Annotated in this window: 23 protein-coding genes; 14 read left to right on the top strand and 9 right to left on the bottom strand. The window is 54.2% G+C overall.

The window, feature by feature from the left end:
• Positions 1-9: 9 nt before the first annotated feature.
• Positions 10-657: a serine protease gene (locus tag FHW04_RS16400; RefSeq protein WP_031374559.1), complete on the bottom strand. Its 648-nt coding sequence runs from the start codon at positions 655-657 to the stop codon at positions 10-12.
• 778 nt (positions 658-1,435) lie between these two features.
• Here FHW04_RS16400 and rluB point away from each other — a divergent pair.
• Entirely contained in the window at positions 1,436-2,317 is an 882-nt protein-coding gene (gene rluB, locus FHW04_RS16405; protein WP_031374558.1) for a 23S rRNA pseudouridine(2605) synthase RluB, read from the top strand.
• 49 nt (positions 2,318-2,366) lie between these two features.
• Here the strand turns inward: rluB and cobO are convergent, their stop codons facing one another.
• Positions 2,367-2,957: a cob(I)yrinic acid a,c-diamide adenosyltransferase gene (gene cobO, locus FHW04_RS16410; RefSeq protein WP_031374557.1), complete on the bottom strand. Its 591-nt coding sequence runs from the start codon at positions 2,955-2,957 to the stop codon at positions 2,367-2,369.
• A complete protein-coding gene (locus FHW04_RS16415; protein ID WP_031374556.1) occupies positions 2,957-3,718 on the bottom strand; it encodes a YciK family oxidoreductase in 762 nt (253 codons plus the stop codon). Before FHW04_RS16415 ends, cobO begins: the two co-directional genes overlap by 1 nt.
• Positions 3,719-3,892: 174 nt before the next feature.
• Here FHW04_RS16415 and sohB point away from each other — a divergent pair, with 174 nt between their 5' ends.
• On the top strand, positions 3,893-4,939 hold the full coding sequence (gene sohB / locus FHW04_RS16420) for a protease SohB (RefSeq protein WP_031374555.1): 1,047 nt from the start codon (positions 3,893-3,895) through the stop codon (positions 4,937-4,939).
• A gap of 44 nt (positions 4,940-4,983) precedes the next feature.
• On the opposite strand, the gene FHW04_RS16425 is transcribed toward sohB, so the two are convergent.
• The gene (locus FHW04_RS16425; protein ID WP_031374554.1) at positions 4,984-5,232 is read right to left on the bottom strand and encodes a DUF2498 family protein; all 249 of its coding nucleotides are present in this window, start codon (positions 5,230-5,232) and stop codon (positions 4,984-4,986) included.
• 371 nt (positions 5,233-5,603) lie between these two features.
• Here FHW04_RS16425 and topA point away from each other — a divergent pair, with 371 nt between their 5' ends.
• The 4 genes from topA (at position 5,604) to acnA (ending at position 13,309) form a co-directional block, all read left to right on the top strand.
• A complete protein-coding gene (gene topA, locus FHW04_RS16430; protein WP_031374553.1) occupies positions 5,604-8,201 on the top strand; it encodes a type I DNA topoisomerase in 2,598 nt (865 codons plus the stop codon).
• A gap of 189 nt (positions 8,202-8,390) precedes the next feature.
• A complete protein-coding gene (cysB, locus tag FHW04_RS16435) occupies positions 8,391-9,365 on the top strand; it encodes an HTH-type transcriptional regulator CysB (protein ID WP_009089966.1) in 975 nt (324 codons plus the stop codon).
• A gap of 493 nt (positions 9,366-9,858) precedes the next feature.
• Positions 9,859-10,017: a YmiA family putative membrane protein gene (locus tag FHW04_RS16440; RefSeq protein WP_071778593.1), complete on the top strand. Its 159-nt coding sequence runs from the start codon at positions 9,859-9,861 to the stop codon at positions 10,015-10,017.
• 610 nt (positions 10,018-10,627) lie between these two features.
• On the top strand, positions 10,628-13,309 hold the full coding sequence (acnA, locus tag FHW04_RS16445) for an aconitate hydratase AcnA (RefSeq protein WP_089561447.1): 2,682 nt from the start codon (positions 10,628-10,630) through the stop codon (positions 13,307-13,309).
• A 55-nt stretch (positions 13,310-13,364) separates the two neighbouring features.
• On the opposite strand, the gene ribA is transcribed toward acnA, so the two are convergent.
• On the bottom strand, positions 13,365-13,958 hold the full coding sequence (gene ribA / locus FHW04_RS16450; protein ID WP_089561448.1) for a GTP cyclohydrolase II: 594 nt from the start codon (positions 13,956-13,958) through the stop codon (positions 13,365-13,367).
• A 227-nt stretch (positions 13,959-14,185) separates the two neighbouring features.
• Between ribA and pgpB the strand changes: the two genes are divergently transcribed.
• The 5 genes from pgpB to yciH all read left to right on the top strand — a co-directional run bounded on the left by pgpB (position 14,186) and on the right by yciH (position 17,804).
• Positions 14,186-14,944 carry a phosphatidylglycerophosphatase B gene (gene pgpB, locus FHW04_RS16455; protein ID WP_031374551.1) on the top strand — a complete coding sequence of 253 codons (759 nt, stop codon included), beginning with the start codon at positions 14,186-14,188 and terminating at the stop codon, positions 14,942-14,944.
• 134 nt (positions 14,945-15,078) lie between these two features.
• Entirely contained in the window at positions 15,079-15,387 is a 309-nt protein-coding gene (locus FHW04_RS16460) for a LapA family protein (protein WP_031374550.1), read from the top strand.
• A gap of 6 nt (positions 15,388-15,393) precedes the next feature.
• The gene (lapB, locus tag FHW04_RS16465; RefSeq protein WP_031374549.1) at positions 15,394-16,563 is read left to right on the top strand and encodes a lipopolysaccharide assembly protein LapB; all 1,170 of its coding nucleotides are present in this window, start codon (positions 15,394-15,396) and stop codon (positions 16,561-16,563) included.
• A gap of 198 nt (positions 16,564-16,761) precedes the next feature.
• Positions 16,762-17,481 carry an orotidine-5'-phosphate decarboxylase gene (pyrF, locus tag FHW04_RS16470; RefSeq protein WP_167375070.1) on the top strand — a complete coding sequence of 240 codons (720 nt, stop codon included), beginning with the start codon at positions 16,762-16,764 and terminating at the stop codon, positions 17,479-17,481.
• Complete coding sequence (gene yciH / locus FHW04_RS16475) at positions 17,481-17,804, top strand: stress response translation initiation inhibitor YciH (RefSeq protein WP_031374547.1); 324 nt, start codon at positions 17,481-17,483, stop codon at positions 17,802-17,804. The genes pyrF and yciH overlap by 1 nt, the downstream gene beginning before the upstream one ends.
• A gap of 79 nt (positions 17,805-17,883) precedes the next feature.
• On the opposite strand, the gene osmB is transcribed toward yciH, so the two are convergent.
• A complete protein-coding gene (osmB, locus tag FHW04_RS16480; RefSeq protein ID WP_031374546.1) occupies positions 17,884-18,099 on the bottom strand; it encodes an osmotically-inducible lipoprotein OsmB in 216 nt (71 codons plus the stop codon).
• Between the two features lie 349 nt (positions 18,100-18,448).
• Between osmB and araD the strand changes: the two genes are divergently transcribed.
• From araD to FHW04_RS16495, 3 genes are all read left to right on the top strand, one after another.
• The gene (gene araD / locus FHW04_RS16485) at positions 18,449-19,147 is read left to right on the top strand and encodes an L-ribulose-5-phosphate 4-epimerase (protein ID WP_031374545.1); all 699 of its coding nucleotides are present in this window, start codon (positions 18,449-18,451) and stop codon (positions 19,145-19,147) included.
• A 217-nt stretch (positions 19,148-19,364) separates the two neighbouring features.
• Positions 19,365-20,348: a 2-keto-3-deoxygluconate transporter gene (kdgT, locus tag FHW04_RS16490; protein WP_031374544.1), complete on the top strand. Its 984-nt coding sequence runs from the start codon at positions 19,365-19,367 to the stop codon at positions 20,346-20,348.
• Positions 20,349-20,492: 144 nt separating this feature from the next.
• On the top strand, positions 20,493-21,359 hold the full coding sequence (locus tag FHW04_RS16495; RefSeq protein WP_031374543.1) for a crotonase/enoyl-CoA hydratase family protein: 867 nt from the start codon (positions 20,493-20,495) through the stop codon (positions 21,357-21,359).
• Positions 21,360-21,371: 12 nt separating this feature from the next.
• Here FHW04_RS16495 and pdeR read toward each other — a convergent pair whose 3' ends face one another.
• From pdeR to FHW04_RS16510, 3 genes are all read right to left on the bottom strand, one after another.
• Positions 21,372-23,357, bottom strand: a complete 1,986-nt coding sequence (pdeR, locus tag FHW04_RS16500; RefSeq protein ID WP_089561449.1) for a cyclic di-GMP phosphodiesterase — start codon at positions 23,355-23,357, stop codon at positions 21,372-21,374.
• 159 nt (positions 23,358-23,516) lie between these two features.
• A complete protein-coding gene (locus FHW04_RS16505) occupies positions 23,517-23,807 on the bottom strand; it encodes a YbdD/YjiX family protein (protein WP_089561450.1) in 291 nt (96 codons plus the stop codon).
• Positions 23,800-25,869, bottom strand: a complete 2,070-nt coding sequence (locus tag FHW04_RS16510; RefSeq protein ID WP_089561451.1) for a carbon starvation CstA family protein — start codon at positions 25,867-25,869, stop codon at positions 23,800-23,802. Before FHW04_RS16510 ends, FHW04_RS16505 begins: the two co-directional genes overlap by 8 nt.
• Positions 25,870-25,968: the final 99 nt, after the last annotated feature.

Below are 25,968 nucleotides of genomic sequence, written 5' to 3' on the forward strand. Positions count from 1 at the left end.
CAGAGCGGATCAGGCACCGCGTGTCGGTGTCTGCGCCAGATTTGCCTGCAACCAGTTCTTAAACTGGCCGTAGGGAATATAAAGTGAAACATCTTTCAGAATCACTTTTCCATTACGGCCATTTTTAATTGCGTCAGAATAGCCAACAATAACGCCACCCAGCGTTTCATCGCTGTTATACACTCCGCCGCCCGACATTCCCTGCACTACGCCAGCATTAGATGCCATTGCCATGCAGGGACTTTTATTCCAGCCATTACGAATAGTGGTGCGGGCTAAATTAACCCCAGAGGATTCAACCGGCAGCGCGGAAATAAAACTGTAGCCGTACATTTTAACCGGATCGCCAATATCGCTACTGCGGAATTGGGCTAATGTTTTGGCATCATTCTTATGGTAGATAATCGCCAGATCGCAATAAGGATGATAAGACTTCACACGTTGCACGGCGGTTTTCGCGACGTGGGCGGCGGTCAGACTGTATTCAGGCGTCAGAGGGATACTGGTGCCGAGGGTACCGAGACCGAGGATCGTCGGAATGCCGGTCACGCTCATATCAACGTGCTGCATTGCGGTACGACTGTACTCGGTATGGCCCACGGAACACCCGGTCAACGCCAGCGCGGCAAGCGCTGGGCACAGAAAGCGGTTTCTCATGTTGGTATTCTTTTTCAGGCATGTCGTGAAAATCCCTGGTGAAGACTTCTTACATGCAATCAAGGTTCATCACTGAACCGTATTAACGCAACAACTCCGGATGCGCCGGTTTATTGGATTAATGTAAAAACACTATTTTTGTTAATGAATCTTTAAAGTTTTATTTTTCTACGCGCGCCGATTTTAACTGCGGGCACTGCGTTTATTGGTGCTTCAGCGTCAGAGTTTACACCCATCATTGTTATGCACAATTAATTAAAACTAATATTAAGAAAATATCCTGAAAAATAAGGTGATAAACAAATCTGCGATGGGGTTACGCTACAAATTTTTATTTAACACATGGCTTATGGTGGATAAAATCAACTCATCAGAACTTTATTCTGGGCTGGAACGTAAAGGTAGATGAAATACGGCAGGATGAAAGCAGTGGAAGTGTAAGATACCGTGAATATTTTTCCGGCTGACAGATTGCTTCGGCGGAGGGCACAGTTCAGAAAATTTAAATTCCGCTGACTATAAAGTTTTTGGAAATCGCGTTTTATTCAGCATCTTTATTAATTATATCGCCCACGATGCACTCGCCAGTTTGCCCGACTTAACGGCGGAAAAAGTCAGCCAGACCGGCTATCCTTAAATTGACTCTGTTAACCACAAAGCGCGTTACATCAGGGGTAAATGTCTGTATAATGGGCCAAACTTTTTAAGTTAACCTATTGATTTAAAAAGATTTCCCACCCTACCGTGACGCCTGGGAAGGCGACAAAGAGGAAGCTCAATGAGCGAGAAGTTACAGAAAGTCTTAGCGCGTGCCGGTCATGGCTCGCGTCGTGAAATCGAATCTATGATTGCCGCCGGCCGTGTCAGCGTCGATGGCAAAATTGCCACCCTCGGCGACCGCGTCGAAAGCAGCAAATCCCTGAAAATCCGTATTGATGGCCATCTGGTCTCCATCGCTGAGTCTGCGGCGGAAGTCTGCCGGGTGCTGGCCTATTACAAACCGGAAGGCGAGCTGTGTACGCGTAGCGACCCGGAAGGACGCCCAACGGTATTTGACCGGCTGCCACGCCTGCGTGGATCGCGCTGGATTGCGGTGGGTCGTCTGGATGTAAATACCTGCGGCCTGATGCTGTTCACCACCGACGGTGAACTGGCGAACCGTTTAATGCATCCGAGCCGTGAAGTAGAACGTGAATATGCAGTGCGCGTATTTGGTCAGGTTGACGATGACAAAATTCGTCAACTGAGCAAGGGCGTGCAGCTGGAGGATGGCCCGGCCGCCTTTAAAACCCTGCGTTTCGGCGGCGGTGAAGGGATCAACCAGTGGTACAACGTGACCCTGACCGAAGGCCGTAACCGTGAAGTGCGTCGTTTATGGGAAGCTGTCGGTGTACAGGTGAGTCGTCTGATGCGCGTGCGCTACGGTGATATTACCCTGCCGAAAGGGCTGCCTCGCGGTGGCTGGACCGAACTGGATCTGCCGGCGGTTAACTACCTGCGCAACCTGGTCGGCATGGATGACGAGACGGTGACCAAGCTGGTGGTGGAGAAAGATCGCCGCCGTACCAAAGCGAACCAGATCCGTCGTGCGGTGAAGCGCCACAGTAAAGTGAGCAGCACCCCACGTCGTAATCCGGGCAGCAAACGCAACTCCGGCTAATCACGCTACCCTCGCTAAAAACGCAGCCCCGGGCTGCGTTTTTTTTTGCCTACCAGTCAATTCCCTGCTGTGCCTGAATGCCGGCATCAAACGCATGCTTCACCGGCCGCATCTCGGTAACAGTATCAGCCATCTCCAGCAAGCTGCGGTGACAACCACGACCGGTGACGATCACGCTTTGCCGGGCCGGACGCTGACGCAGAGCGTCAACCAGCTCCTCCAGCGGCAGATAATCCATGCTGATCATGTAAGTGATCTCATCCAGCACCACCAAATCCAGCGTCTCATCAGCCAGCATCCGTCTGGCGTGCTGCCAGACCGCCAGACAGGCCGCGGTATCCGTTTCCCGGTTCTGCGTCTCCCAGGTGAAGCCGGTGGCCATCACCTGAAACTCAACGCCGTGTTGTTCGAGCAGGTTACGCTCGCCGTTCGGCCAGTCGCCTTTAATAAACTGAATAGCGCCCGCACGTTTACCGTGACCACAGGCGCGCAGGGCGGTACCAAAGGCGGCAGTTGTTTTGCCTTTGCCGTTGCCGGTAAACACCATCAGGATGCCGCGTACTTCGTTGGCCGCGGCGATGCGCGCATCGACCTGCTCTTTTAACCGTTGCTGGCGTTGTTGATGGCGATCGTCGGCCATTATTCTGCCGCTCCCGGTTTCCTGCCTGGCTGAGCATCGAAACTGATACCGGTTTTACGTCGGCTGTCGTCGCCCATTAAATAGAGGTAGAGCGGCATCAAATCAGCGGGGGTTTTCAGTTTATTCGCATCTTCCTGCGGAAACGCGCTGGCACGCATTTTAGTGCGGGTGCCGCCAGGGTTAATGCAGTTAACCCGCAGCGCATGATTTTTGTACTCGTCAGCCAGCACCTGCATCATGCCTTCAGTGGCAAACTTGGAGACCGCATAGGCTCCCCAGCCGGCACGGCCCGTGCGGCCGACGCTCGAGGTGGTAAACACCAGCGAACCCGATTCCGACTTCAGCAGCAGCGGTAACAGCGCCTGCGTCAGATAAAAAGTGGCATCGAGATTGATTTTCATCACCTGCTGCCAGATCTGCGGATCCAGTTCCGCCAGCGGCACAATCTCACCGAGAATGCCGGCGTTGTGCAGCACACCATCCAGGTGAGAAAACTGCTGCGCCAGTTGGTGTGCCAGCTGTTGACAGCGTTCAGGCGTGGCCTCGGCCAGGTCAAACACCAGCGGGTGGGCAGGGCGTTTGTTAAGTTGATTAATGGTCTGTCCGACCTGTTGCAGCTTGTCAGCATTCCGTCCCAGCAGGATCACTTCGGCGCCATAGCGGGCGTAGGTCAGCGCCGCTTCACGCCCAATCCCCTCTGACGCGCCGGTGACCAGGATGATGCGATGATTAAGCAGATCGCTTTTCGGTTGATAATGCACGGTGGGATCCTCCAGCGAAAACAGCATGATTCCGCTTTATGCCTGAAATTGCGAATCGGCGCAATCGTCAACCGGCGCATTCTGTGCCAGCTGCTGGCATTTCAGGCGACGCATGGGGGCAAAACGGCTAAACTAGCCCATTGTCTCTAATTCTCTGTTTACTAAGGCGACACAATGGATCTTCTTTCGAGTTATGGACTGTTTTTAGCAAAAGTGGTGACGCTGGTGGTGGCGATTGCTGCAATTGTGCTGATTGTGATGAATGCCGCGTTGCGCAAACGAGGTCAGAGCGGTCAGCTGCGACTGACGCATCTGGGTGATGACTATCAACAGATGAAAGAGGACCTGCAGCTGGCGAAGATGAAACCGCAGGCGCAAAAAGTGTGGCTGAAAAATCATAAAAAATCGGAGAAGCTCAAAGCGAAGGCGGAAAAGCGGGCCGCGAAGCAGGGCGAAAGCGAAGTGAATAAACCGACGCTTTACGTGCTGGACTTTAAAGGCAGCATGGATGCCAGTGAAGTCACCTCGCTGCGTGAAGAAGTGTCGGCGGTGCTGGCCGTAACCCAGCCGGGCGATGAAGTGCTGTTACGGCTTGAAAGTCCTGGCGGCGTGGTACATGGCTACGGCCTGGCCGCATCGCAGTTGCAGCGCCTGCGCGATCACGGTCTGCAGATCACCGCTGCGGTGGATAAAGTGGCGGCCAGCGGCGGCTATATGATGGCGTGCGTGGCCGATCGTATCGTGGCGGCACCGTTTTCGATTATCGGCTCGATTGGGGTGGTGGCGCAGATCCCCAACTTTAATCGCCTGCTGAAGCGCAACGATATCGACGTGGAATTACATACTGCCGGCCAGTACAAGCGTACCCTGACCCTGTTTGGCGAAAACACCGATGAGGGACGGGAAAAGTTTCAGGAAGATCTGAATGAAACCCATCTGCTGTTTAAGCAGTTCGTTCATCAGATGCGTCCTTCTCTCGACATCGATAAAGTGGCGACTGGCGAACACTGGTATGGTCGCCAGGCGCTGGATCTCGGACTGATTGATGAAGTCGGCACCAGCGACGATCTGATTATCCGTCAGATGGATCGGTTCAACGTGCTGGGCGTGCATTACGCCCGTCGTCGTAAGATGATTGACCGTATGACACACAGTGCCGGATCGGTTGCCGAGCGCCTGCTGCTTAAGCTCTGGCAGCGCGGCGAAAAGCCGCTGCTTTAATCGCTGACACGACATGACCCGACCCGGCCCTGTGCCGGGTTTTTTTATTCCAGGTGGTAAAGCGGTGACAACACCACGGCAAGATGTTTGAACACGTTGAACACCGTGGTGGTTCTGGCGGTGGGCAACTCATCTGCATCAAGGAAAAACGGGCCGCGAAACACCAGCACGTCACCTTGCTGAATCACCTCATCCGCCTGCATACCGGCAAAATAATCGTCATGCTGTTTGATTAACGCATTGGCTTTTTCCAGCAATTCCTGGCGTGAAATAGGTTGGGTTAATGTCTTCATTGTTTGCTCCTTTTTTGACAGCACCATAATCCTTTCTATATTACTTGCGTGTCGTATTGTGTGACAAATCGGCGTAACGGCGGAAAAATTGGCGGAAATTTAACCTGAGTGCTAATTAAGTTGCGTAACAGATTTTATCAGGTAGAGTGTGGGCGATTCCGATTTCAGGGATTTTGCACCGGGATGTGTGATTATTTCAGATGGAAAAAGCGCTTTTTATCATGCAGTTGCATATCGCCACGTCGTCTGATCTGAGATTGACCCCTCCGCCTTGAAATGTTAAACAGGCGCAGCAATATTGAACCCGATGGGTTTTTGGGCATCCAATCCTCTCCCGTTAAGCAGGATGTTTTCATTAGGTAAAGGTAAATATGGGTAAAGCACTCGTTATTGTTGAGTCCCCGGCAAAGGCCAAAACAATCAATAAATACCTCGGCAGTGACTACGTGGTTAAATCCAGCGTCGGTCATATCCGGGATCTGCCGACCAGTGGTTCAACCGCCAAGAAAAGTGCTGACGCCTCGACAGATAAAAAAGTCAAAAAAGTCAAAAAAGATGAGAAAGCAGCACTTGTCAGCCGGATGGGCGTTGACCCTTATCACGGCTGGGAAGCGGACTATCAAATTCTGCCTGGCAAAGAAAAAGTGGTTGCCGAACTTAAGGCGTTAGCCGCCAGCGCTGACCACATCTATCTCGCAACCGACCTTGACCGCGAAGGGGAAGCCATTGCCTGGCACCTGCGGGAAGTGATCGGTGGCGACGATAAGCGTTTCAGCCGGGTGGTGTTTAACGAAATCACCAAAAATGCGATTCGTCAGGCGTTTGAAAAGCCGGGCGAACTGAATATCGATCGGGTTAATGCTCAGCAGGCGCGCCGCTTTATGGACCGCGTGGTGGGCTACATGGTGTCACCGCTGCTGTGGAAGAAAATCGCCCGTGGCCTTTCCGCCGGACGCGTGCAGTCGGTTGCCGTGCGGCTGGTGGTGGAGCGTGAGCGCGAGATTAAAGCGTTCGTGCCGGAAGAATACTGGGAAGTTAACGCCGCGCTGACCACGCCGAAAGGCGACGAACTGTCGATGGACGTCACCCACAAAGGGGATAAGGCGTTCCGGCCGGTCAATCGTGACGAGACCTATGCCGCCGTTGCACTGCTGGAAAAAGCGCGCTACGAGATTGTCGATCGCGAAGATAAGCCGACCAGCAGCAAACCGGGCGCGCCTTATATCACCTCGACCTTGCAGCAGGCCGCCAGTACCCGTCTCGGCTTTGGCGTGAAGAAAACCATGATGATGGCGCAGCGCTTGTACGAAGCCGGCCACATTACCTATATGCGTACCGACTCGACCAACCTGAGTCAGGATGCGGTCGCCATGGCACGTGGCTATATCGAAAGTCAATTCGGTAAAAAATACCTGCCTGAATCGGCCAACACTTACGCCAGCAAAGAAAATTCGCAGGAAGCGCACGAAGCGATTCGTCCTTCTGATGTGGAAGTGGTGGCGGAACAGTTAAAAGATATGGAAGCGGATGCGCAGAAACTTTATCAGCTGATCTGGCGCCAGTTTGTCGCCTGTCAGATGATGCCAGCGCAGTACGACTCCAGCACCATTACCGCCACTGCAGGTGAATTTAAGCTCAAGGCGAAAGGCCGTACGCTGCGCTTCGACGGCTGGACTAAAGTGATGCCGGCGCTGCGTAAGAATGATGAAGATCGTACCTTACCTGCGGTCAGCGTAGGTGATGTGCTGGATCTGCAACAGCTGCTGCCCGGCCAGCACTTCACCAAGCCACCGGCGCGCTTCAGCGAAGCTTCACTGGTGCGTGAGCTGGAAAAACGCGGTATTGGCCGTCCATCGACCTACGCTGCTATTACCTCGACCATTCAGGATCGCGGTTATGTGCGGGTTGAGAACCGCCGTTTCTATGCGGAAAAAATGGGTGAAATTGTTACCGATCGGCTGGAAGAGAACTTCCGTGAGCTGATGAACTACGATTTTACCGCGCATATGGAAAACAGCCTCGATCAGGTGGCTAACAACCAGGCGCAGTGGAAAGCGGTGCTGGATAACTTCTTCAGTGACTTTACTCAGCAGCTTGAGCGGGCAGAGAAAGATCCTGAAGAGGGCGGCATGCAGCCTAACCAGATGGTGCTGACCTCGATTGACTGCCCGACCTGTGGCCGCAAAATGGGGATTCGTACCGCCAGTACCGGGGTTTTCCTCGGTTGTTCTGGCTATGCGTTACCGCCAAAAGAGCGTTGCAAACAGACCATCAACCTGATTCCGGAAAATGAAGTTCTGAATATTCTGGAAGGGGATGATGCTGAAACCAACGCTCTGCGCGCCCGTCGTCGTTGCCAGAAGTGTGGCACCGCGATGGACAGCTATCTGATCGATAACGAACGTAAGCTGCACGTCTGTGGTAACAACCCGGAATGCGACGGCTACGAAATCGAACAGGGTGAGTTCCGCATCAAAGGCTATGACGGCCCGGTGGTTGAGTGCGAGAAATGTGGTTCCGAGATGCACCTGAAAATGGGTCGCTTCGGCAAGTACATGGCCTGTACCAACGAAGAGTGTAAAAACACCCGTAAGATTCTGCGTAACGGTGAAGTGGCACCGCCGAAAGAAGATCCGGTCCCGCTGCCTGAACTGGCGTGCGAGAAGTCGGATGCCTATTTCGTGCTGCGCGACGGCGCTGCCGGGGTCTTCCTGGCGGCTAATACCTTCCCGAAATCGCGCGAAACCCGTGCGCCGCTGGTGGAAGAGTTACAGCGCTTCAGTGACCGTCTGCCAGAGAAGCTGAAGTACCTGGCCGAGGCACCGGCTACCGATCCGGAAGGCAATAAGACGCTGGTCCGTTTCAGCCGCAAAACCAAACAGCAGTACGTCTCCTCTGAAAAAGAGGGCAAAGCGACCGGCTGGTCCGCCTTCTACATTGATGGCAAATGGCAGGAAGCGAAGAAGTAATCCTATCAGGCCAGCGCTCGCTGGCCTTTTTCTGAGCCTTATATCAATCCGTTCTACATTCACACTTAAAATGATATAGTGGTTATAGCATTTCCGACCTTTCCTGATGCATGGCTTTTCTTCACCCTGTTAAGGCGACAATACGTCAACCGGGGATGCGACTCTGTAACTTACCGGGATGGAATAGATATGAAATTACAGCAGTTGCGCTATATCGTCGAAGTGGTTAATCACAACCTTAATGTCTCTTCGACGGCGGAAGGACTTTACACCTCGCAGCCTGGCATCAGTAAACAGGTCCGGATGCTGGAAGATGAGCTGGGGGTACAGATTTTTGCCCGCAGCGGTAAACACCTGACTCAGGTGACGCCAGCCGGTGAAGAGATTATCCGCATTGCGCGTGAAGTGCTTTCCAAAGTAGATGCGATTAAATCCGTCGCCGGTGAACACACCTGGCCGGACAAAGGGTCACTGTATGTGGCAACCACCCATACTCAGGCGCGCTATGCACTGCCAGGCGTAATTAAAGGCTTCATTGAGCGCTATCCGCGGGTATCGCTGCATATGCATCAGGGATCGCCGACGCAGATTGCCGAAGCGGTATCCAAAGGCAATGCGGACTTCGCGATTGCAACCGAAGCACTGCATCTGTACGACGATTTGATCATGTTGCCGTGCTACCACTGGAACCGGGCGATTGTGGTGACGGCTGACCATCCGCTGGCCGGAAAAGGGCAGGTGACGATAGAAGAGCTGGCTGAATACCCGCTGGTGACCTACACCTTTGGCTTTACCGGGCGGTCAGAGCTTGATACCGCATTTAACCGTGCCGGCTTAACGCCACGCATTGTTTTCACCGCCACCGACGCTGACGTTATCAAAACTTACGTAAGATTAGGTCTTGGCGTCGGGGTTATTGCCAGCATGGCGGTCGATCCGGTCTCAGATCCTGACCTGATTCGTATCGAAGCGGCGGACATTTTCACCAACAGTACCACCAAGATCGGCTTCCGTCGCAGCACCTTCCTGCGCAGCTATATGTATGATTTTATCCAACGTTTTGCGCCGCACCTGACGCGTGATGTGGTTGATACCGCCGTGGCATTGCGTTCGAACGAAGATATTGAGGCAATGTTTAAGGACATCAAACTGCCGTTTAAATGAGTCTGATACTCATTAATGATTTAAAGGCTGCCGCTGGCGGCCTTTTTTATTGCCAGATGTTAGCGCCAGATGAGACTCAAAAGTTTTTATTATTTTTTTGTAAATGAAACATCGATCACATGTTTTCGGTTTGGTCTTTCTTAAATGCGAATTACTACACATTTTTTACCTTGCCGCTTTGCGGGACGCCAGGAATATTCCCATACTCCAGTTAAGACCTGATGAAAAGCCCGCTGATATCAGGTTCTTTAATCCGCTCTTTAGTTTTGAATGGTCCTAAACGTAAATTAACTCAAATTTACAATGTGATCGTTTAATTAAAAGTTTGTTCCGCGGTTAATGATTTCTTACGTGATTAGGCCTTATTGATTAATAGCGTTAATCGTTTTACTCAATAAAAATAACTGGATTTTTGGCCTTAACGCGTTTAGGATTCGTCCTAAATCTTAATCGTTGTTATCAATCATTTTGTTGAGAGTGATTATCAAAAACTATGAATACACGACTGACTGTACAACCGGGCTTCCCGGCAAAAAGCACCAAGGTTGAGCGCACTGGCAACACCCGCCGCAAAGCCTGGCTGACCGTATTCGCTGCCTCAGCGCTGTTCTGGGTAGTTGTTGCATTAATGATCTGGCGTATCTGGGGCTAAAGCCATGTGGGCAAACACACTCAGCCATAAACGTTCTTTGACTGCGCGTCAGCACAAGCCCGCTTCCTGTAAAGGAAAAGAGCCGCTTGCAAAGGACGAAAAAGTGTCTATCCCCGATTCCTGGGATTTGAGTGATAACCAGCGACACTTTATCGAGTCGTTCCTGGACCCTAAAACTAAATAACGCTGTTTGCTGTACCGTTTATTATTCTTACTGCTCTTTGCTCTTCTTTCCGGTTTCTCCGGCGGGCACGTTAAAAGCCCAACTCCACACTCAGTAACACAAACGGGTTTCATCCTTAGTGGATGATCGCAGGCCTTTGTACGCCAAATTCAGGCGAAGGAGTGAACTAAAATGAATATCATAAAAATGTCCTGGCTTAGCGCATATGCCTTTTGCTTTGCGTTCTGGTCTGCGGCGGTGTGGATCACGCTCTGATTTGAATTAAATCACCTCTTTCTGATGCCTCGTCTCCGGACGGGGCATTTTCGTTTCGGCCGATTGTAGCAATTTGTGTTGTAATCAAAACGTTAACGAATTTGTGGTCTATCTTTAACATAAACCTTTAACTCTCTAAGGTTTAAAGACCACGATTATAAAGGAGGAGCTATGTCGTCTACCCTACGCGAGCAGAGTCAGGAAATACTGCAGGTCGACAATAAAAATTATCACATCTTCAGTCTTCCCCACGCTGCTCAACACCTCGGTAACATTGATCGCTTACCCAAATCCCTGAAAGTTTTGCTGGAAAATCTGCTGCGCTGGCAGGATGGCGATTCCGTGACCGCGGAAGATATCCAGGCGCTGGTTGACTGGCAAAAAGATGCGCATGCCGATCGGGAAATCGCCTACCGTCCTGCACGAGTATTAATGCAGGACTTTACCGGTGTGCCGGCGGTGGTCGATCTGGCGGCAATGCGTGAAGCCGTCAACCGGCTGGGCGGCGATGTCGCGAAGGTAAATCCCTTGTCGCCGGTTGATCTGGTGATTGACCACTCGGTCACCGTTGACCATTTCGGTGATGATGACGCGTTTGAAGAGAACGTCCGGCTGGAGATGGAACGTAACCACGAACGTTACGTCTTTTTGCGCTGGGGCCAGAAAGCCTTCGATAAATTCCGCGTGGTTCCGCCTGGCACCGGTATCTGCCACCAGGTCAACCTGGAGTATCTTGGCAAAGCGATCTGGCACGAAACCCTGAACGGGGAAGAGTATGCCTGGCCCGACACGCTGGTCGGCACCGATTCACATACCACCATGATTAATGCGCTCGGCGTGCTGGGGTGGGGCGTGGGCGGCATTGAAGCGGAAGCGGCGATGCTCGGCCAGCCGGTATCAATGCTGATTCCGGATGTCGTGGGCTTTAAACTCACCGGCAAATTACGCCCGGGCATCACCGCCACCGATCTGGTGCTGACGGTTACCCAGATGCTGCGTAAGCACGGCGTGGTAGGGAAATTCGTGGAGTTCTATGGCGACGGACTGGCCGATCTCCCGCTGGCTGACCGGGCAACCATTGCGAATATGGCGCCTGAATATGGCGCAACCTGTGGCTTCTTCCCGGTTGATGAAGTGACTCTGAGTTATATGACGCTCACCGGGCGTGAAGCTGAACAGGTGGCGCTGGTTGAGGCCTACGCCAAAGCGCAAGGCCTGTGGCGCAATCCGGGCGATGAGCCACGTTTTACCAGTACTCTGGCGCTGGATATGAACGATGTGGAGTCGAGCCTGGCCGGGCCTAAACGTCCGCAGGACCGGGTATCACTCGGTGACGTCCCCGCCGCCTTTGACGCCAGTAATGAACTGGAGGTCAACCACGCTCAGAAACCCCATAAAGCGGTCGACTATACCGACAGCAATACCGGACTGACCCACACGCTGACCGATGGCGCAGTGGTGATCAGCGCCATTACCTCTTGTACTAATACCTCCAACCCCAGCGTACTGATGGCCGCTGGGTTACTGGCGAAAAAAGCGGTTGAGCGGGGCCTGAAACGACAGCCCTGGGTGAAAGCTTCGCTGGCACCGGGATCAAAGGTGGTGTCTGATTATCTGGCCGTGGCGCAGCTGACCTCTTATCTCGACCAATTGGGCTTTAATCTGGTCGGCTACGGCTGCACCACCTGTATCGGCAACTCCGGGCCGCTGAAAGATGAGATTGAATCGGCGATTAAGCAGGGCGATCTGACGGTCGGCGCCGTGCTCTCAGGTAACCGAAATTTTGAAGGCCGTATCCATCCGCTGATCAAAACCAACTGGCTGGCATCGCCGCCGCTGGTGGTCGCTTATGCGCTGGCGGGTAATATGAAGATCAACCTGCAGACCGATCCACTTGGGCACGATCGTAGCGGCCAGCCGGTCTATCTGAAAGATATCTGGCCATCGCCAGAAGAGATCTCCACTGCGGTGCAGCAGGTCACCAGCGACATGTTCCACAAAGAGTACGCCGAAGTGTTTGACGGCACGCCAGAATGGCAGCAGATCAAGGTGAGTGAAGCCGCGACCTACGACTGGGATGAAGGCTCAACCTACATCCGGCTGTCGCCGTTCTTTGATGATATGGAGAAAGAACCTAAGCCGGTGCAGGATATTCGTGGCGCGCGGGTGCTGGCGATGCTGGGCGACTCGGTCACCACCGACCACATCTCCCCGGCTGGCAGTATCAAGGCTGAAAGTCCGGCGGGGCGTTATCTGCTGGCGCACGGGGTAGAGCGCAACGACTTCAACTCTTACGGTTCCCGTCGCGGTAACCATGAAGTGATGATGCGCGGTACCTTTGCCAATATCCGTATTCGCAATGAGATGGTGCCCGGCGTAGAAGGCGGGTATACCCGTCACTATCCGAGTGGCGAGCAACTGGCTATTTACGACGCGGCGATGAAGTATCAGGCGGAAGGCGTGCCGCTGGCGGTCATCGCCGGTAAAGAGTATGGATCGGGATCGAGTCGCGACTGGGCGGCGAAGGGACCACGCCTGCAGGGCGTGCGGGTGGTGATTGCCGAATCATTTGAACGTATTCACCGTTCGAATCTGATTGGCATGGGGATACTGCCACTGGAGTTCCCGCAGGGCGTAAGCCGTAAAACGCTGGGGCTGACCGGGGAAGAGCGCATTGACGTAGAGAACCTGAGCGCGCTGACGCCAGGCTGTACGGTGAAAGTGACGCTGACCCGCGCTGATGGCAGTAAAGAGGAGCTGGATACCCGCTGCCGCATCGATACCGGCAACGAGCTGACCTATTACCGTAACGACGGCATCCTGCACTACGTGATCCGTAACATGCTGGACTAAGTGATCCGTAACATGCTGGACTAACAAAAAAGCCGGGGAAACCCGGCTTTTTAATTTAAGACTTCGGCATTATATGCCCCATCTTTTCCGCTTTAGTGTCCAGATAGTGCGCGTTCTTGGGATTGCGACCCACTACCAGCGGCACCCGCTCAACAATGTTAATCCCCGCCTCGCTGAGGATCTCCACTTTACGTGGATTATTCGTCAGCAGACGCACTTCATTTACGCCGAGCAATTTAAACATATCAGCGCACAGCGTGAAGTCGCGTTCATCGGCGGCAAAACCGAGTTGATGGTTGGCTTCAACCGTGTCGTAGCCCTTATCCTGCAACGCATAGGCGCGGATCTTATTCAGCAGGCCGATGTTGCGTCCTTCCTGGCGGTGATAGAGCAACGCGCCGCGACCCTCTTCAGCGATGGCATTCAACGCCGCTTCCAGCTGGAAGCCACAGTCGCAGCGCAGGCTGAATAGCGCATCACCGGTCAGGCATTCGGAATGAACGCGCGCCAGCACCGGCTCGTTGTCATTAATATCGCCAAAGACCAGAGCAACGTGGTCATGTCCGGTTGCCAATTCTTCGAAACCGACCATCAGGAAATCTCCCCATGGCGTGGGCAGTTTGGCTTCTGCCACCCGTTTAAGCTGCATGTGACTCTCCAGAACCTTCAGAGGATGCACTATCATCATGATAGCGCACAGGCCAGTGTGGCCTGACAAACGTGCAATATTGTGCCACAACCCAGCGGCGCGCTGGTAATCTGTCAGAACAATTGGTGTGATAAAGCACAATTATCTAATCAAAAGCGGTTATGTTATTCTTTTTTAAGCTAAAGTTATGCTGGTTTCGCTGTTTGTCGTCGATATAAGGGAAAAGGATGTATAAAATTTCGCGTCGTACCACCTTCGGGATGTTACTGCTGTTAATTATGCCGATCGGTGTCTGGTTATCAGGCTGGCAATGGCAACCGGGTGAAAGCAACGCGATGTTGAAAGGCCTGTTCTGGATGACCGAAACGGTGACCAATCCGTGGGGAATTGTGACCAGCGTGCTGTTGAGCGCATGGGTGTTATGGTGCCTGCGTTTTCGCCTCAAACCGGCCATCCTGTTGTTGTTGATCATGAACGCCACCATCCTGGCCGGACAGTACACCAAATCTTTCATTAAAGAACAGGTGCAGGAGCCGCGTCCGTATGTGATCTGGCTGGAACAGCACCACGGTCTTGACGACAAAGCGTTTTATCAACTGAAGCGCAAGCAGCGCGGCGAAATGGTCACCGCGTTAATTGCGGATGAGACCCGGATACCCGGCTGGCTGAAGCGCCACTGGGCCTTCGAAACCGGTTTCGCCTTTCCTTCGGGTCATACCATGTTTGCCGCCAGCTGGGCCTTGCTGGCGATCGGGTTGCTGTGGCCGCGTCGCCATTACAAAACGGTAGTGATTGTTTTTCTCTGGGCGATGGGCGTTATGGCCAGTCGTCTGCTGCTTGGCATGCACTGGCCGCGCGATCTGGCGATGGCTACCGTGCTGTCGTGGCTGCTGGTTACCGTCGCGACCTGGCTGGCCCAGCGCGTCTGTGGTCCACTCAGCCTGCCGCCGGCGGAGCAAAAAGAGGTGGCGCAGCGGGAACCCTGATTGTAATTCGCCATAAAGTCCCCATATTATTGATCGGGCTGGCGTAAAAGCGGGCCGTCCGATGCTGCTGGGAGCAGCATTTTTGCTGGAGTTTTGGCATAATTCTACCTGACAACCTCACAACAGGATGCACTGTGAAATATTTGCTGATTTTTTTAGTGGTATTGGTCATTTTCATCATCTCCGTCACGCTAGGCGCGCATAACGACCAGGTTATTACCTTCAACTACCTGCTGGCGCAGGGTGAGTTCAGCATTTCGACCTTACTGGCAACCCTGTTTGGTGCAGGTTTCGTGCTCGGCTGGGTGATCTGCGGTCTGTTCTGGTTACGCACCCGCGTTTCGCTGGCCAATGCCAATCGAAAAATTAAGCGTATGCAGACGCAGCTTGAGCAGAGCACCGTGGTAGCGACAACGCCATCTTCACCGGCTGGCCGGGAATAAACATCGATGCTTGAGCTGCTGTTTCTGTTACTGCCGGTTGCGGCTGCGTATGGCTGGTATATGGGCCGCCGCAGTGCGCAACAGGACAAGCAACAGGAAGCTAACCGTCTGTCACGCGAATATGTCGCTGGCGTAAACTTCCTGCTCTCCAATCAGCAGGATAAAGCGGTCGACCTGTTTCTCGATATGCTGAAAGAGGACAGCGGCACCGTCGAGGCGCACCTGACGCTGGGCAACCTGTTTCGCTCGCGTGGTGAAGTCGATCGCGCCATCCGCATCCATCAGGCGTTAATGGAAAGTGCCTCCCTCAGTTATGAACAGCGTCTGCTGGCGATCCAGCAGCTGGGACGCGACTACATGGCGGCCGGGCTTTATGACCGCGCAGAGGATATGTTTAAGCAGCTCACGGATGAAACCGATTTCCGCATCGGCGCGCTGCAGCAGCTGTTGCTGATCCATCAGGCGACCAGCGACTGGCAGCAGGCGATTGAAGTGGCAGAGCGGCTGGTCAAGCTGGGCAAAGATAAGCAGAAAGGCGAAATCGCTCATTTTTATTGCGAACTGGCGCTTCAGGCGATGAGCAGCGACGACCTGGATCGCGCCATGAGCCTGCTGAAGAAAGGGGAGGCGGCCGACCGTCAGAGCGCGCGCGTCTCGATTATGATGGGCCGTATTCTGATGGAGAAAGGCGACTATGCCAAAGCCGTCGGTCACCTGCAGCGGGTACTGGATCAGGACAAAGAGCTGGTGAGTGAGACGCTGTCGATGCTCGAAACCTGCTTCCAGCGGCTCAATCAACCTGAAGCCTGGGCAGAGTTCCTGCAACGCTGCGTCGAAGAGAATACCGGTGCCGCAGCCGAACTCTATCTGTCAGATATTCTTGAACAGCAGCAGGGGCCGGAAGCGGCGCAGAACTACATTAACCGCCAACTCCAGCGCCACCCGACCATGCGGGTATTCCATCGCCTGATGGATTTCCACCTGCACGAAGCGGAAGATGGCCGCGCCAAAGAGAGCCTGATGGTGCTGCGCGACATGGTCGGCGAACAGATTCGTACTAAACCGCGCTATCGCTGCCAGAAGTGTGGCTTTACTGCCCATGCACTCTACTGGCATTGCCCATCGTGCCGCACCTGGTCATCGGTTAAGCCGATTCGGGGCCTTGACGGCCAGTAATTACCGCGCCTTACAGTGCGCTGCCAACCTGTTTAATAGTTACAACATACTAAAGGATATTCACTGAACCCCAATGCGGCAACGGTGCACGCAACGTCAGGCAGGCGGAGAATGGCGATTGTGATGACCCGAGGCCGCAGGTAGAATGCTTGCCGTTTGTCTATCGCGCCCGCGGGTGCCAACTGCAGAGGAAATGACATGCCTTCACCCCACACCGTGACCGCTTCGCCGATTCTGGTGGCGCTTGATTATCACGACATCAACAGCGCGCTGCGCTTTGTCGATCAGATCGATCCGCGCAGCTGCCGGCTGAAAGTGGGCAAAGAGATGTTCACGCTGTTTGGCCCCTCGCTGGTCACCACGTTGCAGCAGCGCGGATTTGAGGTGTTTCTCGATCTTAAATTCCACGACATTCCCAACACCACCGCGCATGCTGTGGCCGCCGCTGCCGATTTGGGCGTATGGATGGTCAATGTCCACGCCAGCGGTGGGGCACGCATGATGAACGCCGCACGTGAAGCGCTGCTACCCTATGGTAAAGAGGCACCGCTGCTGATTGCCGTCACGGTATTGACCAGCATGGATGAAGAGGATTTGAGAGGGCTGGGCATCACGCTCTCGCCAGCCGAACAGGCTGAGCGACTGGCGAAACTGACGAGCGAATGTGGCCTTGATGGTGTGGTCTGTTCAGCGCAGGAGGCGGTCCGCTTCAAACAGGTGATCGGTCAGGATTTTGCCCTGGTCACGCCGGGTATTCGTCCGGCAGGCAGCGATGCCGGCGATCAGCGTCGTATTATGACGCCCCTGCAGGCTAAACAGGCGGGCGTGGATTATATGGTGATCGGCCGTCCGATTACCCAATCTGCCGATCCGGCAGCGGCACTGCAGGCCATTCTGCACAGCCTGGAGGAGAAGTAATGGCAAATGATAATCCACTGGTTTATTCAACCGACAGCGGCCGCATCACGCAGCCGGAGCAAAAGGCTGAACGGCCAAAAGGTGATGGGATTGTCCGCATTCAGCGCCAGACCAGTGGCCGTAAAGGCAAAGGCGTCTGCCTGATCAGCGGTATCGATATGGATGATGCCGGATTAACGCAACTGGCGGCTGAGCTGAAAAAGAAGTGCGGCTGTGGCGGCTCGCTGAAAGAGGGCGTTATTGAGATTCAGGGCGACAAACGCGACCTGCTGAAAACGCTGCTGGAAGCCAAAGGAATGAAAGTTAAACTGGCGGGCGGCTGAATAAAAAAATCGGGCTACTTCTGTAGCCCGATTGACAGGTAGATGCTTAGCGTAGCCGATTATTATTTTAATACGGTCATTAATGGACCTGATGACCGATAATACCACCTACAGCAGCGCCGCCGACCGTGCCGAGCGCGCTTCCGTTGGTCAGTACTGAACCACCAATCGCACCCGCACCCGCGCCAATCGCGGTGTTACGGTCACGTTTAGACCAGTTAGAACAGCCGCTTAACGCGACAACTAATGTGGTAGCCAGTACAGCAGCGGTGATTCGTTTCATTGTAATTGTCATAACTTCTCCTTTAATGTGCTCACAGAGGCAACACCTTAAGTATAGCTCCGATATTTCCTCAACCCGCTTGTGCGCCCATTATTGCCGCTTCCCTGTCGGCATCGAAACAGGCTTCACCATCGACACACTGTCTGTAGCGGGTGAGTGACAACGCCAGCCCATCAGGACCACGCGTTGCCTGAGAGAATTCTATGCATTCTGCGCCAATTACGAAGATAGACAATTCTGAAATCACGACACATTTTTGCATTCACAGCCATTTCCCTCTGCGTTTATAGCCATTTGCTCCATAACCTTTTCGCGCCGTAATCCGCAGAATTTAAGGACAATTGTCCGCAGGAGAAAAGGCATGCTGGAACAGCTAAAACAACAGGTTCTGGACGCGAATCTGGATCTACCTAAATACAACCTGGTGACCTTCACCTGGGGAAATGTCAGCGCGGTAGACCGCGAACAGGGCTTACTGGTGATCAAACCGTCCGGCGTGCGTTATGAAGAGATGACACGCGACGATATGGTGGTGGTTGAACTGGCCAGCGGCAAGGTGGTGGAAGGCGATAAACGTCCCTCATCTGATACCGCCACTCACCGTGCTCTCTATCTGGCGTGGCCGGAGGTCGGCGGTATTGTCCATACCCATTCGCGGCATGCGACCATCTGGGCGCAGGCAGGTCGAGCGATTCCCGCCTGGGGTACCACCCATGCCGATGACTTCTACGGCGAGATCCCCTGTACCCGCGCGATGCGCGATGAAGAGATCCAGCAGCAGTATGAGTGGAATACCGGTGAAGTGATTATTGAAACCTTCGCCCAGCGGGGCCTGTCACCTTCAGCGATACCGGCGGTGCTGGTCAATTCGCACGGACCCTTTGCCTGGGGTAAAGATGCACATGCGGCGGTACACAGTGCGGTGGTGCTGGAAGAGGTGGCCTACATGGGGCTGTTCAGCCAGCAGCTGACGGCAAATCTGCCGCCGATCCAGCAAACCCTGCTGGACCTGCACTACTTACGTAAGCATGGCGACAACGCCTGGTACGGTCAGAAATAATCGTCGGGACGCCAGCTGCGTCCCGTTTTTTTGTTCCCGTCACAACTGGTATGGCGATCGTGATCATACTTATCAAAACAATCGATCAATAAAAATAAAACGCTGTTTCATTTTATCGTGGCGATCACTGTTTTCGTTACGCCCAGTCACTATTTTGCTTGCATCGCCTTCGGGCACTTTTCGCAGCTCCCACTGGCATAGCAAAGGTGACATTAATATGCATATCAAACGTGCAATAGACAAAATCCCTGGCGGCATGATGTTAATTCCGCTGTTTATCGGCGCGCTCTGTCATACCTTCTCTCCTGGTGCCGGGAAGTACTTTGGCTCTTTCACCAACGGCTTAATGACCGGCACCGTACCGATTCTGGCGGTGTGGTTTTTCTGTATGGGGGCGTCGATCAAGCTGAGCGCCACCGGCACGGTGTTACGCAAGTCTGGCACGCTGGTGCTGACCAAAATTGCTGTGGCGTGGGTAGTGGCGGCCATTGCGTCACGGGTAATGCCGGAAAACGGGGTTGAAGTCGGTATGTTTGCCGGTTTATCCACCCTGGCGCTGGTGGCGGCGATGGATATGACCAACGGCGGACTTTACGCGTCGATCATGCAGCAATACGGTTCGAAAGAGGAATCAGGCGCCTTTGTGCTGATGTCGCTTGAATCCGGTCCGCTGATGACCATGGTGATTCTCGGGACGGCAGGAATTGCTTCATTCGAGCCGCATGTGTTTGTCGGAGCAGTGCTGCCGTTTGTGGTGGGATTTGCATTAGGGAACCTTGATCCTGAACTGCGTGAATTCTTCGGTAAAGCGGTGCATACCCTGATCCCGTTCTTCGCGTTTGCGCTGGGTAATACCATCAATCTGGCGGTGATTGCCGAAACCGGCCTGCTGGGCATTATGCTGGGCGTGGCGGTGATCATCATTACCGGTATCCCGCTGATTCTCGCCGATCGACTGATCGGCGGCGGTGACGGCACGGCGGGCGTGGCCGCGTCCAGTACCGCCGGGGCAGCAGTAGCGACACCGGTGCTGATTGCGGAAATGCTGCCGCAGTTTAAAGCGGTTGCGCCGGCGGCAACGGCACTGGTGGCGACCTCGGTGATCGTCACTTCGGTACTGGTGCCAATCATTACCGCACTCTATTCAAAACGCGTTAAGCGTATGCATGTCGCCATCGATCAACGCGCTGCCATTAAGTAACCCGCCTAATCAATCCCCGACAGCTCTGTCGGGGATCACTCTGGATTTTGTGTTGTAAATCAATCTCTCATTTGGTCTGGACTCACTCTGCATTACGCTGATGTGGCGTATTAAGCGCATCAAATATAAACAGAGGATGAGACAATGACAGTTATTAACCAAGCAACGTGCAGATTATTTACCGAAGTCGGTAACACCACCCAGTTAGTCGCCTATTACGAGGAAGGACGACGCACCATGTGGATGATGCTGCGCGCTCAGCCGCGTCCCAGCTTCAACCACGAACTGATTGAGGAGATCATGAACCTGAGCTATGCCGCGCAGCGTTCCGGCCTGCCAATCGATTTCTGGGTGACGGGCTCGCTGGTTCCACAGATGTTTAACGCCGGAGGCGATCTGCGCTTCTTTGTTGAGTGCATCCGTAATAACCGGCGCGAAGCACTGCGGGCTTATGCCCGGGCCTGTGTTGACTGTATCCATTCAGCAGCACGCGGCTTTGACACCGGCGCGGTCACGCTGGCGATGATTGAGGGCAGTGCGCTGGGCGGTGGCTTTGAAGCTGCGCTGGCGCATCACTTTATTCTGGCGCAGAACAACGCGCGGATGGGCTTCCCGGAAATTGCCTTTAACCTGTTCCCGGGAATGGGCGGTTATTCGCTGGTGGCACGTCGTGCCGGCATGAAGCTGGCCGAAGAGCTGATCTGTGAAGGGGAGTCGCACAGCGCGGAATGGTACGAAACACGCGGTCTGGTGGATAAAGTGTTTCAGCCTGGCGACAGCTATCGCGCCACCCGAACCTTTATCGATACCTTACGTCCGAAACTCAACGGCGTGCGGGCAATGCTGAAAGCGCGTCAGCGCGTGCTGCAATTGTCACGCGCTGAGCTGATGGACATTACCGAAGATTGGGTTGATTACGCCTTTACCATTGAACCCAAAGACATTGCTTATATGGAGCGTCTGGTACAGTTACAAAACCGCCACAGCGCATCACTGCGTAAAGCGGGCTAGTAATTAACAGCGTTAAACGCGGGCAGGATGCTTAGCCAGCCAATGCCCAAATTGCTCCGCGGGCATTGGTTTTGCGTAGAGATAACCCTGACGCCCGTCAACACCACTTTTAAGGATAAATTTCTCTTCATCCTGGGTTTCAATACCCTCGGCAATCACCTGCAGGTCAAGCGCCTTGGCGACGGCGACGATGGCACGCACCAGCGATTGTGAAACCGGCTGCTTATTGATATTACGGATAAAACTTTGATCGAGCTTAATGGCGTTAATCGGGACCCGCGCCAGTTGTGACAGCGAAGAGTAGCCGGTACCAAAGTCATCGAGATGCACCTGAGCCCCCAAATCCTGAAACTGCTTCATCAGCTTCAGCGCTTCGGTCTCATTTTCGATCAGGCAACTTTCGGTCAGTTCAATATCGATCGGGCAATCGGTCAGACCGGCCTCGGTCAGCGCCTGTTTCAAATCGCTGTAGATACTTTGATCGATCAGCTGGCGGGCAGAGACGTTGACTGCCACCCGCAGATACACGCCGTCCTGACGCCAGGCGATAATCTGCTTCAGCACGTTAAGCATCACCCAGCGACCCAGCGGCACAATCAGCCCAGACTCTTCGGCGTAGGGAATAAAATCGCCCGGCGAGACCATCCCGCGCTCCGGTGAAATCCAGCGCACCAGCGCTTCGGCGCTGCGCACGTTGCCGTCACTGTCGATTTTCGGCTGGTAGTGGACAATGAGGTGATCCAGCTCCAGCGCTTTACGCAGGTTAGTGTCGAGCCACAGATACTCAAACACCCGCTGATTCATCTCAGCCGCAAACACACAAAATTTGCCGCGGCCGTTCTCTTTAGCATGGTACATCGCGGTGTCGGCGTTGCGGATCAGGCTCTCGCGATCCTCGCCATGCATCGGGGCGAGGGCGATACCGATCGAGCAGCCGCTGTAGACTTCAATCAGCCCAATGCGGAACGGCTGACGCAGACGCTCGAGGATGCGGGAAGACATCGCCTCCAGCGCCGCCTGGCTGGTGTGTTCTGCCAGCACCACAAATTCATCACCGCCCAGGCGACCCAGCGTCTGATCTTTGCCGAGGCAGCTCAGGATCGCCAGCGACACCGCCTGCAACAGCTGATCGCCAAACATATGACCGTAGGCGTCATTCACTTTCTTGAAATTATCGAGATCGAGATAGACCACGCCGGTCTCATCGCCGCCAGCTTGCTCCAGCGCCTGACTCATTTGCTGATGAATCGCGTTACGATTGGGTAATCCGGTCACCGTATCGGTGTTGGCCAGCACCCGCAGACGTTCCTGGGCGCGACGCTCCTCGGTTATGTCCGTGCCTGAACAGATGAGGAAAATTTCATTTTTGCCACTGCCGCTGTGAACGAACTTATTACGAAACAAGAACAGTCGCTGGCCTTTTCTGGTTTTCACCCAGCGCTCGACCTCATAGGAGTTACCATCCCGGAAGAAGCCGGTAATGTTACGTCGCGAGGCCGCAGCTTCCTGTTTGGTCATAAACAGCTGAAAGACATTCTGGCCAATCACCTCATGTTCGTTCAGACCGGTATATTCTTCACTCAGGCGGTTAAAACGCTGGATGTTGCCACGCTGGTCAAGAATGACGATCACCGAATTGGCTTCCGAAACCACCTGTTCGGCGAATGAAAGCCCTAATGTCAAATCACGGGCAACCGCGGCGGTATCGCCCCAGGCAGAGGCGGTTCCGGCCCACGAAGATTGGTTAACTTTGCGGCCGACCAGATGCAACGGTACCGCAACACCCTGCAACGGCAGCGTCAGATTAATACTTGAGGTGATGACCGGCATGGCCCGTATCATCGCAGCCTGGCCGGGGGTTAGCGGCAGGGCTATATTGGTTAGTGACGACTCATCTTCGGCAAAATTCAGCGCATCGCTGTCCGCGGTCAGACGCCAATGAGGGCTGGTTGTACCAAACAAGGTGTACAACAACGTTTGCCCTTGTTCATCGGTCATGGAAACTTCCTCCGGGGAGTGCTCTGCAGGCGTTATCTCATTATTTTAGCAACAGTATTCATCATCCGACGTTAGCACAAGGTACAAACCAAATATATTTTGCTATCAAGATATGAATGGCACAAAAAAGCCCCACTTCCGTGGGGCTTATTACGTTCATCAGCAGGGACATTTTCCGAGCTTACCGGCCTGGCTGGGGAAGCGGGCATCCAGACAGTAGCGGTGGAAATCACGCTCATTCATCGGCGTCTGTTCAGGGTGATGCAGTCGCATATGCTGCAGGTATGTTTGATAATCCTGCACCCCGACCATTAAGCGAAAGCACTGTTGCAGCCCTCGCCACAGGCTCCGCCAGCGAAAGGGCGCCGCATCGCGGGCCGTAACAAACTGGCAGCGATGGATCTGCCACTCGCCCTGCGGACGACGCACCGGATGAATCGCATCAGACATGACGCACCTCCTTATTACGCAGCGCAACCGTCGATTCATGCGTGGTCGGCAGGTTACTGCGCAATGCCTTGCGGATAACAAAGAAGGCGGCAATCAGCATCGTCACCGCCACCAGCATAAAGAAGCCGCACAGCGCCGCATTGATCTGATTGCTGAAGACGATGGTCTGCATATCGGCCACGGTTTTCGCCGGGGCAATCAATACGCCTTCATCCAGCCCTTTTCGGAACTTACTGGCCTGCGCCAGAAAGCCGATTGACGGTTTTTCATGGAAGATTTTCTGCCAGCCGGCGGTCATTGAGGTAATGAACAGCCAGAGGGTTGGCAGGATGGTGACCCAGGCGTAGCGTTGTTTTTTCATTTTGAACAACACCACGGTACCGAGGATCAGCGCCATTGAGGCCAGCATCTGGTTTCCGATACCAAACAGCGGCCACAGGGTGTTAATGCCGCCCAGCGGATCGACCACGCCCTGATAGACAAAGAAGCCCCAGCCCGCCACCGCGACCGTGGTACCGGCCATGTTACCGAGCCAGGAGCGGTTATTCGCCAGTGAAGGCACCACGGTGCCGACCAGATCCTGCACCATAAAACGGCAGGCGCGGGTACCGGCATCGACGGCAGTCAGGATAAACAGCGCTTCAAACAGGATGGCGAAGTGGTACCAGAACGCCATCATCGCCCGGCTGTTGAAAATGTCGGTAATGATGTGTGCCATCCCGACGGCAAAGGTTGGTGCACCACCGGCACGTGAGAGGATAGAGCCTTCCCCCACGTCGCGGGCAATGCCGCTCAGCGTCTCTGGCGTCACCACAAAGCCCCAGCCGTTGATCACCTGCGAGGCGCTCTCAACGGTGGTGCCAATCAGCGCAGCCGGTGAGTTCATGGCGAAATAGACGCCGGGGTCCAGCACCGAGGCGCAAATCAGCGCCATGATCGCCACGAATGACTCCATCAGCATCGCTCCGTAACCAATGAAGCGGATATGGCTTTCACGCTCCACCAGTTTCGGCGTGGTGCCGCTCGACACCAGCGCATGAAAGCCGGAGATGGCACCACAGGCAATCGTGATAAACAGGAACGGGAACATTGCGCCGGAGAAGACCGGGCCGCTGCCGTCGATAAATTTGGTCACCGCCGGCATTTTCATCTCTGGCATGGCAAACACGATGCCAATCGCCAGTCCGACAATGACGCCAATTTTAAGGAAGGTAGACAGGTAATCACGCGGGGCCAGCAGCAGCCAGACCGGCAGGACCGAGGCAATGAAGCCGTAAATCACCAGTACCCAGGTGAGCGAAGTGCCTTTCAGGGTGAAAAACGGTCCCCAGTAAGGATGCTGCGCCACGTCACCGCCATAGATGATCGCCGCCATCATCAGCACAAAACCGATCAGCGACACTTCAGCGATTTTTCCGGGGCGGATAAAGCGCATATAAACGCCCATAAACAGCGCGATAGGAATGGTGGCGGCGATGGTAAACAGGCCCCAGGGGCTGTTGGCTAACGCCTTGACCACCACCAGCGCCAGCGCCGAAAGAATGATGATCATCACGCCGAGCGCGCCAAGCATGGTGACCACACCGGCAAAGGCACCCAGTTCCTGACGGGCCATTTCACCCAGCGAGCGGCCATCGCGGCGGGTAGAAATAAACAGGATCAGGAAGTCCTGTACCGCACCCGCCAGCATCACCCCGACCAGAATCCAGATGGTGCCGGGCAGGAACCCCATTTGTGCCGCCAGGATCGGCCCGACCAGCGGACCGGCACCGGCAATGGCCGCGAAGTGGTGACCAAACAGCACCCACTTGTTGGTCGGCACATAATCGAGACCGTCATTCAGCCGCTCGGCGGGCGTCAGACGGCGGTCATCCAGTTCAAAAATATTGCGGGCAATAAACAGGCTGTAAAAGCGATAGGCGATGCTGTAGCAGGCAACCGCCGCAATCACCAGCCAGACTGCGTTGACGTGTTCGCCGCGGCTGAGTGCCAGCATAGCGAAAGCGCCCGCGCCGATTAACGCCACCACTAACCAGATCGCGCCGGTTTTGACGTTTTTCATGACTAACTCCTTGTGAGGATCGAGAGAGATGCGATCGAAAACAACGAGTCAAACTTAATGTAATGGAATGTAAGTGAAAGTTAATCGAGGAAGAAGTGT

It is taken from the genome of Pantoea sp. AN62, from assembly GCF_050432985.1.
Taxonomy (GTDB): Bacteria; Pseudomonadota; Gammaproteobacteria; order Enterobacterales; family Enterobacteriaceae; genus Pantoea; species Pantoea brenneri.